Origin of the sequence: Terrabacter sp. LjRoot27 (assembly GCF_964254175.1) — a bacterium.
GTDB lineage: Bacteria > Actinomycetota > Actinomycetes > Actinomycetales > Dermatophilaceae > Terrabacter.
The window spans coordinates 806,455-820,662 of sequence record NZ_CAXUSS020000001.1 but is presented as its reverse complement, the minus strand read 5'-3'; the positions used below and the strand labels follow the sequence as shown (position 1 = coordinate 820,662).

The window sequence follows — 14,208 nt, the reverse complement described above, 5'->3', positions numbered from 1 at the left end:
GCGGGGGGACGTCGACCCGGACGGTGGGGCGGCGGCATACGCCCTCGGTGGGGCGAGAGCACGTCAGCGGGGGCGTGGGCTCCGCCACCGGCCGGCGGCGATCTGCTCGCCCCCGACCCACACGCCGCCGACGTCGGAGGTCGTCCCCAGCGCGAAGACCTTGGACAGCGCGTCGTCGGGGGACGACGCGTTGTCGAGGCCCACGGCGAGCGGGTCGCCGGGCTCGGGCAGCACCCAGACGGCATCGAACTGCTTGCCGACCGAGAGGTCACCCACCTCGTCACCGAGACCGAGCGCGTCGGCGCCCGCCCCGGTGCTCAGCCAGAGCAGGTGCGCCGAGGTCAGCAGCATCCCGTCCGGGCCGAGGAGCTGCTGGACGAAGTACGCCTGCAGTCCCTCCTTGAACAGCGAGAAGCCGGTGCCGGCGCCGACGTCCGAGCCGAGGGCGACGCGCACCCCCGCCTCGACGTGCCGACGGAGCGGGAAGAGCCCGCTCCCCAGCGCCGCGTTGCTCGTGGGGCAGTGCGCCACGGCGGCGCCGCGCTCGGCGAGCGTCCTCAGCTCGGCATCGGTCGGGTGGACGTCGTGGGCCAGCACGGACCTCGGCGTGACGAGGCCGAAGCGGTCGTAGGTGTCGACGTAGGAGGCCCCGCCGAAGAGCGCGGCGACCTCGCTGATCTCGTGGAGGTTCTCGTTGAGGTGCGAGGTGAAGAGCGCGCCGGGCACCTCGGCGAAGGTGGCGGCACAGGCCTCGAGCATCGCCTCGCTCGCCGAGAGGGAGAAGCGCGGGGTGACGGCGTAGCGCAACCGGCCCTTGCCGTGCCAGCGGGCCGCGAGGTCGCGCGACTCGGCGTGGGCGCGCTCGGCGGTCGTGAGCAGCGGCTCGGGCAGCAGCCGGTCCGAGGTCACGAGCCCGGTCGTGACGCGCAGGCCCCAGTGGTCGGCAGCCTCGAACATCGCGTCGACGGCCGGGGCCTGGTGGGCCCCGAAGACGAGCGCGGACGTCGTCCCGGCGTCGACGAGCCCCGCCACGAAGTCACGGGCCACGCCCCGGGCGTGGTCGACGTCGGCGAGCCGCATCTCCTCCGGCAGGGCGTAGCGGTCCAGCCAGTCGAGCAGGGGCAGGCCGAGCCCACCGATGACGCGCACCTGGGGGAAGTGCACGTGCGTGTCGACGAGCCCGGGCAGGAGCAGCCCCTCGCGCAGGTCGAGGACCGGCTCGTCCGGGTGGTCCGCGCGCACCACGTCGAAGGGGCCGCGCGCCGTGATGACGCCGTCCCCGACGAGCAGCCCGCAGTCGTCGTCGGACCGGAGCGTGCCTCCGGCGAAGGGGCTCGTCGGCGTGTCGAGCACGCGTGCCCGGAAGATCGTCACGGACGCCGGCCCGGTGTCGGACGCCCGAGCTGCCACTCCCGCTCGAAGACGGCGAGGAGGTCGGCCGCGACGGCCACGGCGATGATCGACGGGCTCTTGCCGGTGAGCCCTGGCGCCCCGATCGGCGTCGTGATCCTGCTCAGCGCCTGCGCCGAATGACCCTCTGCGGCAAGGCGTTGCTCGAACCGGCGCCACTTCGCTGACGACCCGATGAGGCCGATCGACCCCAGGTGCGAGCACCTCAGGGCGGCGTCGCACAACGCGACGTCCTCGGCGTGGTCATGGGTCATCACGAGCACGTGCGTGCCGCGCGGGACCTGCCCGAGCACGAGCTCCGGCACGGGGGCGTGGTGGACGTGGACGCCGGCCACGGCGTCGTCCAGCGCGGCGAGGCGAGTCGGGGCGAGGCGGTCGGCGCGGCCGTCGACGAGGTGCAGCTCGAGGTCGTGACGGCTCAGGATGCGCGCCAGCTCGGCGCCGACGTGACCCATGCCGAAGATCGCCACGGAGGGCACGACGGGCAGTGGCTCGAGCAGCACCGACACCTCGCCGCCGCAGCACTGCTGGCCGTGCTCGACGGGTGCTCGCTCGTTGAGCGCGAGGTCGAGCTGCTCGGGGTCGACCTCCCCCTGCCCGAGCATCGCGCGGGCCCGCTCGACGGCCGTCGCCTCGAGGTTGCCGCCGCCGATGCTGCCCCACGTGTCGTCGGGCGAGACGACCATCTTGGCGCCGGGCTCGCGCGGGGCGTGGCCGCGGACGGCCGCGACCGTCACGAGCACCCCGGGGACCCGGTCCGCACGCAGCCGCTGGACTGCCGAGAGCCAGTGCACGTCAGTCACCCCTCCCGGCGGCGACCTGCTCCGAGTGCGGGCGCAGCGGGTGGCCCTCGGGGTCCGCACGCTCGGGCGCGACGCCCACGCCGCGGGGCCCGCCCCGCACGACCGGCACCGTGTGCGGCGGCTGGCCGGCTCCGCGCGCCTGCTGGACGGCCCAGAAGACCGCCTCGGGCGTGGCCGGCGACGCGAGGTCGACCTGCGTGCCGGCGGGCCCGAACGCGGCGGCCGCCTGACGCAGGGCCTCGCGGACGGAGATGGCGAGCATGAGCGGCGGCTCCCCGACGGCCTTGGACCCGTAGACGACACCGTCCTCGGTGGCGCGCTCGAGCAGTGCGACGTTGAAGACCTCGGGCATCTCGGAGAAGCTCGGCAGCTTGTAGGTGCTTGCCGATGCCGTGGCGAGCCGGCCCCGGGACGGACCGGAGGACTCGTCCCACCGGAGGTCCTCGAGGGTGAGCCAGCCCGCACCCTGCACGAAGCCACCCTCGACCTGGCCGAGGTCGACGAGCGGTGAGAGCGAGTCACCCACGTCGTGCACGATGTCGACCCTGCGCAGCCGGTAGGCGCCGGTGAAGCCGTCGACCTCGACCTCCGTCGCCGCGGCCCCGTAGGAGAAGTACTTGAACGGCGAGCCCTGCATCGTCGTCGAGTCCCAGTGCAGTCCCTCGGTGCGGTAGAAGCCGGCCGCCCAGAGCTGGACCCGTTGGTAGTAGGCCTCGCCCACGAGGTCGGTCCAAGCCACCTCGGCCCCACCCGACGCCGATCGCGCGCACCCGTCCTCGAACCGCACGTCCTCGGCGAGGACGCCCAGCCGGGCAGCCGCCACGGCGCGGAGCCGGTCCAGGATCTGCTCGCAGGCGTCCTTGACCGCCGCGCCGTTGAGGTCGGCCCCCGAGCTCGCCGCGGTCGCGGACGTGTTGGGCACCTTGTCGGTGCGCGTCGGCGCCAGCCGGACGAGCGACAGGGGGACGGCGAGCGACGTGGCGGCGACCTGCAGCATCTTCGTGTGCAGGCCCTGACCCATCTCGGTCCCACCGTGCGTGATGAGGACCGAGCCGTCCTTGTAGACGTGCACGAGCGCCCCGGCCTGGTTGAAGGCGGTGAAGTTGAAGGAGATCCCGAACTTCACCGGCGTGACCGCGAGGGCCCGCTTCGTGTGCTCGTGGGACGCGTTGTACGCGGCGATCGCCGCCGAGCGCTCCGTGAGCTCGCCGGTCGTCAGCACCTGCTCCCAGCAGGCGACGGCCCGCTCGGGGTGACGGACGACCTGGCCGTACGGCGTGGCCTGGCCCTCCGCGTAGAAGTTGCGGCGGCGCAGCTCCACGGGGTCGATCCCGAGCAGCGGTGCGCAGCGGCCGAGGACGTCCTCGATGACGAGCATCCCCTGGGGTCCGCCGAACCCGCGGAAGGCCGTCTGGGACGTCTTGTGGGTCCGGGCGATCCGCCCGTCGACCCGGAGGTGGGGGATCCAGTACGCGTTGTCGACGTGACAGAGCGCCCGCGCCAGCACGGGCTCGGAGAGGTCTAGGCTCCAGCCGCCGTCGGAGGTCAGGGTGGCGTCGAGCGCCTGGATGCGACCGTCGCCGTCGAACGCGGCGCGCCACTGCGCGTGGAAGCCGTGTCGCTTGCCCGTCATCGTCAGGTCCTGGGTCCGGGTGAGGCGCAGGCGCACGGGCCGCCCGGTCAGGACGGCTCCCAGCGCGGCCACGGCTGCGTAGCCGTGCGGCTGCATCTCCTTGCCGCCGAAGCCTCCTCCCATCCGCAGGCACTGGACCGTGACGGCGTGGCTCGCCAGGCCCAGCACGTGCGCCACGATCTGCTGGGTCTCCGTCGGGTGCTGCGTGCTGCTCTGGACGAAGACCTGCCCGCCCTCGTCGACGTGCGCGAGCGAGCAGTGCGTCTCGAGGTAGAAGTGCTCCTGGCCCGCGAGGTCGAGCTCACCGCTGAACACGTGCTCGGCTGCGACGAAGGCCTCGTCGACCTCACCGCGCTCGAGCCTGGGCTGGCCGCCCTGGAAGCTGCCTGCCTCGATCGCCTCGCGGACGGTGACGACCGAGGGCAGCGGCTCGTAGTCCACCTCGACGGCCAGCGCCCCGAGCCGGGCCGCCTCGAGGGTGTCGGCCAGGACCCAGCACACGGCGTGCCCGAAGAACATCACCTCCGACGGGAAGAGCGGCTCGTCGTGCTTGACGCCGGCATCGTTGACGCCGGGCACGTCGGCGGCGGTGAGGACCCGCACGACGCCCGGGACGGCGAGCGCGGGGACGGGGTCCAGCCGCGTCACGCGGGCGTGCGCGTGCGGTGCCTGGACGGGGTGGGCGTGGAGCAGACCGTGCGTGCGCGTCGTGAGGTCGTCGGTGTAGAGCGCCGTTCCCGTGACGTGAAGGGCAGCGGACTCATGCGGGATCGACTGTCCGACAACGGGATCGGCGGGCCGGCGGGACAGGGACGTCATGCACCCACCCCGTCCTCGGGCTGCTCGTCCGCATGGAGGCGAAGGAGCGAGGTGCCCAGCACCGCGCTGCGGTAGGCCGCGCTCGCCCGATGGTCGTCGAGCGGGGTGCCCTCGCCCCGCATCACCGCTGCGGCGGCCTGCACCGTCGCCGCGGTCCAGGCCCGGCCCTCCAGGGCTGCCTCGGTGGCGAGCGCCCTGACGGGGGTGGCTGCCACGCCGCCGAGACCGATGCGCGCCCGCCGGACGGAGCCGTCGACGACGTCGAGGGCCACGGCGACGGCGACGCTGGAGATGTCGTCGTAGCGGCGCTTGGCGATCTTGTGGAAGGCCGTGGTCGGGCTGAGCGGCAAGGGGATCCGCACCGCACGGATGAGCTCGTCGGGCCGGCGCACGCTCTGCCGGTAGCCGGTGTAGTAGTCGGCGAGCGGCACCTGTCGGTCGCCGTCGGGGCTCGCGAGCACGACGACGGCCTCGAGCGCGAGCAGCGCCGGCGGCAGGTCACCGATCGGCGAGCCCGTGCCGAGGTTGCCGCCGAGGGTCGCACCGTTGCGTATGAGTGGGGAGGCGAACTGGGGGAACACCTGGTCGAGCAGGGGGATCCGCCCCGCCAGCTCGCGCTCCACCTCGGTGAGGGTCAAGGCGGCGCCGATCTCGACGGCCTCGTCACCGACCTCCAGGCGGCGCAGCTCGGGCAGGCGGTCGATGCCGATGACGAACGGCGCCCTGGTGCCGCGGAGGTTCACGTCGACACCCCAGTCGGTCGAGCCCGCGACGACCGCGGCGCCGGGATGGGCCGCGAGCAGGTCGAGCGCCTCGTCGAGGTCGGCTGCACGGGCATACGTGCCGGTCGCCCCCGAGAGCCGGGTCGTGACCGGAGGTGGCGGTGCGTCCGAGCGCCGCGAGGCGAGCACGTCGTCCGCGGCGGGCGCCTCCAGCGCGAAGGCTGCGTCCCGGATGGGCCGGTAGCCGGTGCACCGGCACAGGTTGCCCGAGAGCGCCCCGAGCCGGAAGCCGTTGGGCCCCGACTCGTGCGCGTCCGCGTCGTTGTCCACACGGGCCGCGTCGTCCTGCCGGTCGGCGCGGTAGTACTCGGCGGCCATGGAGCAGGCGAAGCCGGGCGTGCAGTAGCCGCACTGCGACCCGCCCCGCACCGCCATCTCGTGCTGCACGGGGTGCAGGTGCTCCGGCGTCCCCAGCCCCTCGGCGGTGACGACCTCCTGGCCGTCCAACGAGGCGGCCGGCACGAGGCAGGCGTTGATGGCCGTCCACTCGGTGCCCGACGCGCCGTCGGGGCGGGCCACGAGGACCGCGCAGGCGCCGCACTCCCCCTCGGCGCACCCCTCCTTGGCCCCGGTGAGGCCCTGCCCCCGCAGCCAGTCGAGGGCGTTGGTCGCGGGGTCGGTGCCCGCCAGGTCGCGCTCGGTGCCGTTGACCGTCACCGAGAGTCGCTGCCCCGGCCTCATCCCGAAAGTCCCGTCGTCCACGGACCCATGATGCACCGCCGGGAGCCGCGGTCAATCAGGGCTGGACGTGCAGGTCGAGGGTGTGCGCGCCGCGCACGACCTTCGTCGCGAGGTAGTGGGCGTTCGCGTCGGACAGGTGGACGCCGGTCGGGACGCGACGGGCCACCGTGATCCCGAGCGCCCGCAGCTGCGCCGCCTTGTCGGGGTTGTTGCTCAGCAGCTCGACGCGGCTCACGCCGAGCGCCCCGAGCATCTGCGCCGCGACGGTGTAGTCCCGCTCGTCCTCGCCGTAGCCGAGCGCGACGTTCGCCTCGTAGGTGTCGAGGCCCGCGTCCTGGAGGACGTACGCGTCGAGCTTGGGGTAGAGGCCGATGCCGCGACCCTCCTGCCGCAGGTAGAGCAGGAAGCCGCCGCTCGCGTCGAGACGCTCGACCGACTCGCGCAGCTGGGCGCCGCAGTCGCACCGCCCGCTGCCGAACACGTCACCGGTCAGGCACTCGCTGTGCAGGCGGGTCGGCGTCGGGTCACGGTCACAGGCCCCTGGACGGGGGGCGGCCGAACGGTCCCCGAGACCCAGCGCGAGGTGCTCGCGCCCGTCGGCGAGACCGTCGAAGGTGAAGACGCGCGCCGTCGTCCCGAAGCCGTCGGCGAAGGCGACCGGCACGAGCACGTGGGTGCGGATGCGGGCCGGCGGGAGTCCCGGGGAAGGCGCCGGCTCGCGACCCGGCGTCCCGGCGATCACGCGCGCTCCCGGAAACGCGGCGACAACGCATACCTCAGCAGCACCACGTCTCCGATCTGGCGCACCTCGGCCAGCGTCGCGCGGCGACCGGCGTTCCACGGGTAGCGCCCGTCCCCGACGAACCGGCACGCCGCCGAGTCACCGACGAAGAAGGGTGCGACGACGAGCTGGAGCTCGTCGGCGAGGTCGTCGGTGAGCAGCTGCGTGTGCACCGTGCCCCCACCCTCGACCATGAGCCGCTGCACCCCGCGGTCGCCGAGGTCCTCGCAGACGCGGCGCATCGTCGCCGGGTGCCCGGCGTCGACGACGGCAGCGGCGGCGCCGAGCCGCCCGCGCGCCTCGGGCACGACGTCGGTCGGGCAGTAGACGAGCTTGTCCGCACCGTCGGCCGCGAAGAAGCTTGCGGCGCAGTCGAGCTCGGCATGCCTCGTCACCGTCACCTTGGTCGGCGATGGGGGCAGACCGCGTGCCACCCGCGCGGCCCGGCGCTCGGGCGAGCGGACGAGCAGGCGCGGGTTGTCGTTGCGGATCGTGCTGGCGCCCACGAGGATCGCGTCGCTCGCGGCCCGCTCGCCGTCGACCCGGTCGAAGTCGGCGTCGTTGGAGAGCATGAGACGCGTCGCGGTGCCCGCGCTGAGGTAGCCGTCGATCGACATGCCACAGCTGAGCAGGGTGTAGGGACGGTCAGCCACCGACGGCTCCTTCCGGTGCGAGCACGGTTGGGGCACCGGGGCTCCCGCGCCGCGACGCGACGAGCAGCGCCGCGCCCGGCAGGGCGGCGACGAACGACATGACCCCGTAGACGACGGCGGTCGCCACGCCCCCGGCGGCTCCGAGGCCCGCCACCCCGAACACCCAGGCCGCCGCCCCTTCGCGGGGTCCCCAACCGGCGACGTTGAGCGGCACGGCCATCGCCACGAGGACGACGAGCGCGAGCGGCACGAGGTCGGCCACCGGCGCCTCGACCCCGGCGCTGCGAGCGGCCAGGACGAACGTCGTCACGTGCCCGACGACGACGACCGCCGAGACCACGACGACTCCCGGCCACGTATGCCGTCCCAGCAGTCCGTGACGAACGTCGGCCACCACGACCCACGAGACACGTCGCAGCGGTCCGGAGCGCCCGGACCGCGTGCGGCCGGACCGACGCCTCCACGCCACGCACGTCGCAGCGACGGCGATGGCGATGGCGATGGCGATGGCGACGGCGACGAGAAGCACTGGGGCCACGACTGATCCGTCCGACGGCAGCACGGACAGGAGTGACGGCAGCGGGGACGGCAGGAGCAGCACCGCGCCCACGGTCAGCCCGAGCAGGACGACCTGCCCGGCCGAGCGCTCCCACACGACCGACCGCAGGCCGCGGCCGACGTCGCCGTCGTCGCGCCCGTGACGGACACCTCGGTGCACGTCGCCGAGCACACCGCCGGGCAGCGTCACGTTGAGGAACTGCGACCGGTAGCACGCGGCGACGGCCGACCGCAGCGGGAGCTCGGACCCGAGGCCCCGGGCCACGAGGACCCAGCGCCACGCGCCGCACACGGTCGTGACGACGGCGATCGCGGCAGCCGCGGCGACCGAGCGGAGGTCGACGTGGCGCAGGCCGTCGACGAAGGCGTCACCACCGATGCGCCACACGAGGACGGCGAGGACCGCGATCCCCGCGAGGGGGCGCAGCCACGACCGGTCCGTTGGCATCTCCTCCGACCTCTCTGCGCGACCCCTGATGGTGACGACGTCCGGTGCGACCATCGGGTTCAGCGACCCCCTACCCGCTCGAGCACGGCCGAGACGTGTCCCGCGGTCTCCGACCACGATGACAGGGTGTCGCGTCGTGCCAGCGCGTTCCGACGAAGCCGCTCCCGCAGTCCCGGGTCGGTCAGCCAGGACCGGAGGGCGACCGCCAGCGCCGCGGGGTTGCTCGGCGGGACGAGCACGCCGGGCAGCCCGCCACCCACCTCCCCGAGCGCCTCGCGGACGCCCCCGACGTCCGTCGCGAGCACGGGCACACCGTGGGCCAGGGCCTCGGTCACGACCATCCCGTACGTCTCGACGTGGGAGGGCAGGACGAGGAGGTCGGCGGCGGCATACGCCCGCTCGACGCCCGCGCCGACGCGCGGGCCCACGAGGTGCACGCGGTCGGAGAGCCCGCACGACGCGAGCTGCCTGCGCACCCCGTCGACGACGTCCGGCTCACGCGTCAGCGCCCCGGCGAGGACGCACGACCACGCGAGGTCAGGCACGAGCGCGAGCGCCGCCACGAGGTCCGCCTGCCCCTTGTGCACCGTCACCGCGCCGACGCAGAGCAGCCGTCCGCCGTCCGGGCTTCCCGAGGCCACCGGCGCCCGGTCGGCGCCCGGGCGGGCGACGTGCACGGCCTCGGGGGTGAGGGCGTACGCGTCGAGCAGCACGCCCCGGGTCCACGCACTCGTCGTCACGACGGCCGTGGCCGCGGCGAGGACCCTCCCCTCCGCGGCGGCCGCCTCCGGGGTGGTGACGCCGAGAGGCAGGTGGACGAGGACGACGAGACGCAGCCGCTGCGCCGCCGGCACGAGCACCCCGTCGGCGGCCGACGCGACGATCCCGTCGACGAGCAGCACCGACTCCCTCGGGAGCGCTGCGACGAGGTCGGCCAGGCATGCCGTCGCAGCCGCGTCCGGACGCGGCCACGGCCCGGGCACGGGGTGCTCGGTCACGGACCATCCGAGCGCGCGCAGCCCGTCGAGCACCCTCCGGTCGTAGGCGTTGCCCCCGCTGGGGAGCGCGGGGTCGTCGATCCCGGCCGGGACGACGGCATGGACCTCGCTCAGAGCTCGCACTCGTAGCTCGCCCACGCGACGTGCGACTCGTGGAGCGTCACGGCCAGCCCGGTGACCCGGTCGGTCGCGCCGCCGAGGTCCCCGGCGTGCACGAGGGCCGCGACCCGCTCGGCGACGGTGCGGGCCAGCACCTCGGTCGAGGTGTTGACCCCCGCGAAGTCCGGCTCGTCGTCGAGGTTGCGGTAGCTGAGCGCCCCGACGACCTCGTGGACGTGCCGGGTCGCGAGACCGATGTCGACGAGGATGTCGTCGTCGTCGAGCTCGGGCCCCCGGAAGGTCACGTCGACGACGAACGTCGCCCCGTGCAGCCGCTGGGCCGGTCCGAACACCTCCCCCCGGAAGCTGTGCGCGATCATCATGTGGTCCCGGACGGTCACGCTGAACATCGGCTCCCCGTTTCAGTGGGTGGGTCGGTTGGTGGGTCGGTTGGTGGGTCGGTTGGTGGGTCGGTTGGTGGGTCGGTAGGTGATGGTGTGGCAGATGGCGGGCAGGGAGCCGTCCGCGAGACGCGGCATGATCCGGGGCAGCTCCTCGAACGGCGAGTCGCCCGTCAGCAGGGCGTCGAAGGCCGGGTCGCGCAGGAGGTCGAGTGCGAGCGCCAGCCGCTGCGCGAACGTGTAGCGCGAGCGTCTCGCTGCCGCAACGGAACCCACCTGGCTCGCCCGGATGCGCAGTCGCGACGAGTGGAAGGAGCCGCCGAGCGCCAGCTCGACCCGCGCGTCGCCGTACCAGCTGAGGTCGAGCACCGTCGCCTCCGGTGCGAGGAGGTCGAGCGACAGCTGGAGCCCGGCACCGGTCGCGCTCGTGTGGACGACGAGGTCGTGGTCGCCCCGCGCGTCGGACAGGTCGTCGGGCCGCGCGAAGCCGACGCCGAGCGAGCCGGCCACCGCCTCCCGCGACGGGTCCACGTCGACGAGGGTCACCCGGCACCCGGGGATCCCGGCGAGGAGGCGCGCGACGCAGCACCCGACCATCCCCGCGCCCACGACCGCGACCCGGTCACCGACCCGGGGCGCGGCGTCCCAGAGCGCGTTGACGGCCGTCTCGACCGTGCCCGCGAGCACGGCCCGCCGCGCCGGCACCCCGTCGGGGACGACGACGACCGACCCGACGGGGACGACGTATGCCGTCTGGTGCGGGTGCAGGGAGAAGACCGTGCGCCCGACGAGGTCCGTCGGGCCCTCCTCGACGACGCCGACCCCGAGGTAGCCGTACTTCACCGGGCCGGGGAAGTCTCCCTCCTGGTGCGGCGCGCGCATGACGGCGTACTGGTCCTCGGGGACCGCCCCGCGGAAGACGATCGTCTCGGTGCCGCGACTCACGCCCGAGTGCAGCGCCCGGACGAGCACCTCGTCCGACCCTGGTGCGGGCACGGTGACCGGGCGGATCTCGCCCCTGCCGGGCTCGACCACCCAGAACGCCCGCGCATCGGTGGACACGCGACCAGACTAGGACTGCCCGTGAACTCCGGCGGCGACGACGGCGTCCTTGGGTGAAACCTCTCGAGCCCGGTGGAGGCGCCGTGCGTCACGTGACCCCTCACGGCCCGTTCGTCGGGCTCGTCGGCGTGCTGACCCTGCTCGCCGTCCTGGGCCGGACGACCGGCCTCGGCGTCGCCGGCTGGGTCGTCGGTCTGGCGTGTGGCGTGGCTCTCTGCGCGCTCCTCACCTCCGGCCTCGCCCGTGCCTCGCGCCGTCTCCTGCTGCCCGCCGACCGGGTCACCCTGACGAGAGCGGTGCTCGGCTGCGGCGTCGCGGCCCTCGTCGCCGACGCCCTCCCGGGCCCCGACGGCACCGGCGACGCCTCGCCCACCACCGGCGTCCTCGTGGCCCTCGCGTCGGTCGCCCTCGTGCTCGACGCGGTCGACGGCCGGGTCGCACGCCGCACCGGAACCGTCCACCCGCTCGGCGCCCGCTTCGACATGGAGGCCGATGCGTTCCTCATCCTCGTCCTCAGCGTCCACGTCGCCCGCGACCTCGGGTGGTGGGTGCTCGGCGTCGGGGCCGCCCGCTACCTCCTGCTGCTCGTCGCGCTCGCGGCCCGCTGGGCGCCGTGGCTGCGCGGGCAGGTCCCGGCACGCTGGTGGCGCAAGGCGGTCGCGGCCTACCAGGGCGTCGTCCTCACGGTGGCCGCTGCCGGCGTCCTGCCCGCCGCCGCGGTCGCCGTCGCCGCCGGGCTCGGCCTGCTCGTCGTCTCGTTCGGCACCGAGGTCGTGACGCTGCGGCGGCTCTCGCAGCCCGGGGGCCTCGAGCTCGAGGTCCCCGACACATGGCCGGGCGTCGCGCCGACGGCGGTCGACGCGCGGGTGCTGCCGTGACGTCGGCGCCACGGCGGTCGACGTCACGGCGGTCGACGCGCCGACTCGTCACGGGCCACGTCCTGACCGCCCTCGCCGTCCTGCTCGTCTGGGTCGCGCTCGTCGCCCCGAACCCGGGGGTCGGCTGGACGCCGTCACCGCTCGCGCTGCTCCGGATCCCCGTCGAGGCCCTCGTCCTCGTCGCGGGGCTCCTGCTCCTGCGCGGCGTGGCCGCACGGTCGTTCACCGTCGCCGTGGGGCTCGTCCTCGGGGTGCTGCTCGTCGTCCGGGTCCTCGACGCGGCCTTCCTCGCGACGCTCTACCGGACGTTCAACCCGCTCACGGACTGGCGCTACGCAGGGTCGGCCACCGACCTCCTCGGCGACTCGACCGGTCCGGTGACGGCGGTGCTCGCCGTCGTCGCGGCGGGGCTGCTCCTGCTCGGCATCATCGTGCTGACCCCTCTGGCCGTGCGGCGGGTCGGGCGGGTCGTCGACCGGCACCGCACCGGTGCGACCCGCGCCCTCGTCGCGGGAACGGTCGTCTGGGTCGTCTGCGCCTCGCTCGGGCTCGGCGTCCGGGCCGAGCTACCGACGGCGTCGTCGACCACCGCGGCTCTGGCCACGCGTGAGGTCACGACCGTGCGAGACGGCCTGCACGACCTGGACGTCTTCGCCGCGCAGGTCGCCGTCGACCCCTTCCGCGACACGGCGCCGGGCGACCTGCTGACCGCCCTGCGGGGCAAGGACGTCGTCGTCGTCTTCGTCGAGAGCTACGGCAGGGTCGCGGTCGACGAGAGTCCTGACGTCGCAAGGGCGCTCACGGAGGGGACGAGCGGGCTGCAGGCCGCCGGCTACGCGACACGGAGCGCATGGCTGACCTCCCCGACCTTCGGCGGGATCAGCTGGCTCGCCCACTCGACCCTCCAGTCCGGGCTCTGGGTGAGCAGCCAGCAGCGCTACGACCAGCTGCTCGACACCGCGTCGACGGGCACACCGCGCCTCACCCTCGCAGGGGCCTTCGCGCGCGCCGGCTGGCGCACCGTCGACGTCATCCCGGCCAACCGCCACGACTGGCCCGAGGGCCGGGCCTTCTACGGCTACGACTCCGTCCACGACGCGCGCACCCTGGGCTACGCCGGACCCGGCTTCGGCTACGCGCCGATGCCCGACCAGTACACGCTCTCGGCCTTCGACCGGCTCGAGCTGCAGCGCCGCCCACCCGGTGGGCGACAGCCGGTCATGGCGGAGATCGACCTCGTGACGAGCCACGTCCCCTGGGCGCCGCTGCCGCGGCTGCTCGACTGGTCCGCGATCGGCGACGGCTCCGCCTTCCTCGCCCAGGCGGGGCGGGCGACGCCACGCGAGGTCGTGTGGAGCAGCCCCGAGAGGGTGCGGACGGCATACGGCCAGTCCGTCGCGTACTCCCTCGACAGCGTCGTGTCGTTCCTGCGCGCGACCCGCGACGACGACCTCGTCGTCGTCGTGCTCGGCGACCACCAGCCGGTCAGCGTCGTCTCCGGCGACCACGCGGGGCACGACGTCCCCGTCAGCATCGTCGCCCGTGACCCGGCCGTGCTCGACCACATCTCCTCGTGGGGCTGGGACGACGGGCTGCGGCCCGGGCCCACGGCGCCGCTCTGGCCGATGGACCGCTTCCGCGACCGCTTCCTCACCGCCTACGGCCCCACCGCGGGCGGCTGAACCGCCTGCAGCGACGGAGCGTCTTCAGGGAGAGGGGCCCGACACCGCGACGCCGACGGGACGGCGCGGCGCGACCCGGACGTGAGGAGCGCATCATGAGACTCCGAGGCGTGGGGGCGGTGGCGTTGCTCGTCTCCGCCGGCGTGCACCTCTACCTGTGGTTCGACGGGGTGAGGGACCAGAGCGTGGGGCCGATGTTCCTCATGAACGTCGTGGCCGGCGTGGTCATCGCGATCCTGCTGCTGCGCTGGGAGCACTGGGTCCCCGCGTTCCTGACGGCCGGCTTCGGGGCCGCGACGCTGGGGGCGTTCGTCATCGCCTCGACCGTCGGGCTGCTCGGCGTGCACACCGTCTGGGCGGGAGGGTCGGTCTGGACGGCAGCCGTCGCCGAGGTGGTCTGCATCGTCGTCGGCGGTCTGCTGCTGCTGCGCGGGCGGTCGGTGACACCGCAGCCGGCACGCCCCACCGAGCGGCACGCGGCCTGAGGCTCACCCGCATCGGGGGATGCGTGCGGCCCCGG

Annotated in this window: 13 protein-coding genes; 3 read left to right on the top strand and 10 right to left on the bottom strand. The window is 74.4% G+C overall.

Features of this window, described 5'->3' with window-relative positions; all coding sequences use genetic code 11:
- Positions 1 to 63 precede the first annotated feature (63 nt).
- The 10 genes from ACSQ2D_RS03780 to ACSQ2D_RS03735 form a co-directional block, all read right to left on the bottom strand.
- Positions 64 to 1,374, bottom strand: a complete 1,311-nt coding sequence (locus tag ACSQ2D_RS03780) for a guanine deaminase (protein ID WP_435987812.1) — start codon at positions 1,372 to 1,374, stop codon at positions 64 to 66.
- A complete protein-coding gene (gene xdhC, locus ACSQ2D_RS03775; protein ID WP_435984690.1) occupies positions 1,371 to 2,204 on the bottom strand; it encodes a xanthine dehydrogenase accessory protein XdhC in 834 nt (277 codons plus the stop codon). The genes ACSQ2D_RS03780 and xdhC overlap by 4 nt, the downstream gene beginning before the upstream one ends.
- Before the next feature lies 1 nt (position 2,205).
- Positions 2,206 to 4,665, bottom strand: a complete 2,460-nt coding sequence (gene xdhB, locus ACSQ2D_RS03770; protein ID WP_435984689.1) for a xanthine dehydrogenase molybdopterin binding subunit — start codon at positions 4,663 to 4,665, stop codon at positions 2,206 to 2,208.
- Entirely contained in the window at positions 4,662 to 6,128 is a 1,467-nt protein-coding gene (locus ACSQ2D_RS03765) for a xanthine dehydrogenase small subunit (RefSeq protein WP_435987811.1), read from the bottom strand. Before ACSQ2D_RS03765 ends, xdhB begins: the two co-directional genes overlap by 4 nt.
- Before the next feature lie 55 nt (positions 6,129 to 6,183).
- Positions 6,184 to 6,798: a GTP cyclohydrolase II gene (locus ACSQ2D_RS03760; protein ID WP_435987810.1), complete on the bottom strand. Its 615-nt coding sequence runs from the start codon at positions 6,796 to 6,798 to the stop codon at positions 6,184 to 6,186.
- Positions 6,799 to 6,866: 68 nt separating this feature from the next.
- Positions 6,867 to 7,562, bottom strand: coding sequence for a RibD family protein (locus ACSQ2D_RS03755; protein WP_435984688.1), 696 nt, complete (start codon positions 7,560 to 7,562; stop codon positions 6,867 to 6,869).
- The gene (locus ACSQ2D_RS03750) at positions 7,555 to 8,568 is read right to left on the bottom strand and encodes a lysylphosphatidylglycerol synthase domain-containing protein (protein ID WP_435984687.1); all 1,014 of its coding nucleotides are present in this window, start codon (positions 8,566 to 8,568) and stop codon (positions 7,555 to 7,557) included. Before ACSQ2D_RS03750 ends, ACSQ2D_RS03755 begins: the two co-directional genes overlap by 8 nt.
- Before the next feature lie 59 nt (positions 8,569 to 8,627).
- Entirely contained in the window at positions 8,628 to 9,689 is a 1,062-nt protein-coding gene (locus tag ACSQ2D_RS03745) for a glycosyltransferase family 4 protein (protein ID WP_435984686.1), read from the bottom strand.
- Positions 9,677 to 10,075 carry a 6-pyruvoyl trahydropterin synthase family protein gene (locus ACSQ2D_RS03740; RefSeq protein ID WP_435984685.1) on the bottom strand — a complete coding sequence of 133 codons (399 nt, stop codon included), beginning with the start codon at positions 10,073 to 10,075 and terminating at the stop codon, positions 9,677 to 9,679. The genes ACSQ2D_RS03745 and ACSQ2D_RS03740 overlap by 13 nt, the downstream gene beginning before the upstream one ends.
- Before the next feature lie 12 nt (positions 10,076 to 10,087).
- Complete coding sequence (locus tag ACSQ2D_RS03735) at positions 10,088 to 11,128, bottom strand: dehydrogenase (protein ID WP_435984684.1); 1,041 nt, start codon at positions 11,126 to 11,128, stop codon at positions 10,088 to 10,090.
- 92 nt (positions 11,129 to 11,220) lie between these two features.
- Between ACSQ2D_RS03735 and ACSQ2D_RS03730 the strand changes: the two genes are divergently transcribed.
- From ACSQ2D_RS03730 to ACSQ2D_RS03720, 3 genes are all read left to right on the top strand, one after another.
- The gene (locus tag ACSQ2D_RS03730) at positions 11,221 to 12,006 is read left to right on the top strand and encodes a CDP-alcohol phosphatidyltransferase family protein (RefSeq protein WP_435984683.1); all 786 of its coding nucleotides are present in this window, start codon (positions 11,221 to 11,223) and stop codon (positions 12,004 to 12,006) included.
- The gene (locus ACSQ2D_RS03725) at positions 11,958 to 13,688 is read left to right on the top strand and encodes a CDP-alcohol phosphatidyltransferase (RefSeq protein ID WP_435984682.1); all 1,731 of its coding nucleotides are present in this window, start codon (positions 11,958 to 11,960) and stop codon (positions 13,686 to 13,688) included. Before ACSQ2D_RS03730 ends, ACSQ2D_RS03725 begins: the two co-directional genes overlap by 49 nt.
- A 95-nt stretch (positions 13,689 to 13,783) precedes the next feature.
- Positions 13,784 to 14,173: a hypothetical protein gene (locus tag ACSQ2D_RS03720; RefSeq protein ID WP_435984681.1), complete on the top strand. Its 390-nt coding sequence runs from the start codon at positions 13,784 to 13,786 to the stop codon at positions 14,171 to 14,173.
- Positions 14,174 to 14,208: the final 35 nt, after the last annotated feature.

Coding starts and splice junctions, on each gene's coding strand:
- ACSQ2D_RS03740 (WP_435984685.1), bottom strand. CDS start 10,075: ATGTTCAGCGTGACCGTCCGGGACCACATGATGATCGCGCACAGCTTC.
- ACSQ2D_RS03720 (WP_435984681.1), top strand. CDS start 13,784: ATGAGACTCCGAGGCGTGGGGGCGGTGGCGTTGCTCGTCTCCGCCGGC.
- ACSQ2D_RS03765 (WP_435987811.1), bottom strand. CDS start 6,128: ATGAGGCCGGGGCAGCGACTCTCGGTGACGGTCAACGGCACCGAGCGC.
- xdhB (WP_435984689.1), bottom strand. CDS start 4,665: ATGACGTCCCTGTCCCGCCGGCCCGCCGATCCCGTTGTCGGACAGTCG.
- ACSQ2D_RS03750 (WP_435984687.1), bottom strand. CDS start 8,568: ATGCCAACGGACCGGTCGTGGCTGCGCCCCCTCGCGGGGATCGCGGTC.
- ACSQ2D_RS03725 (WP_435984682.1), top strand. CDS start 11,958: ATGGCCGGGCGTCGCGCCGACGGCGGTCGACGCGCGGGTGCTGCCGTG.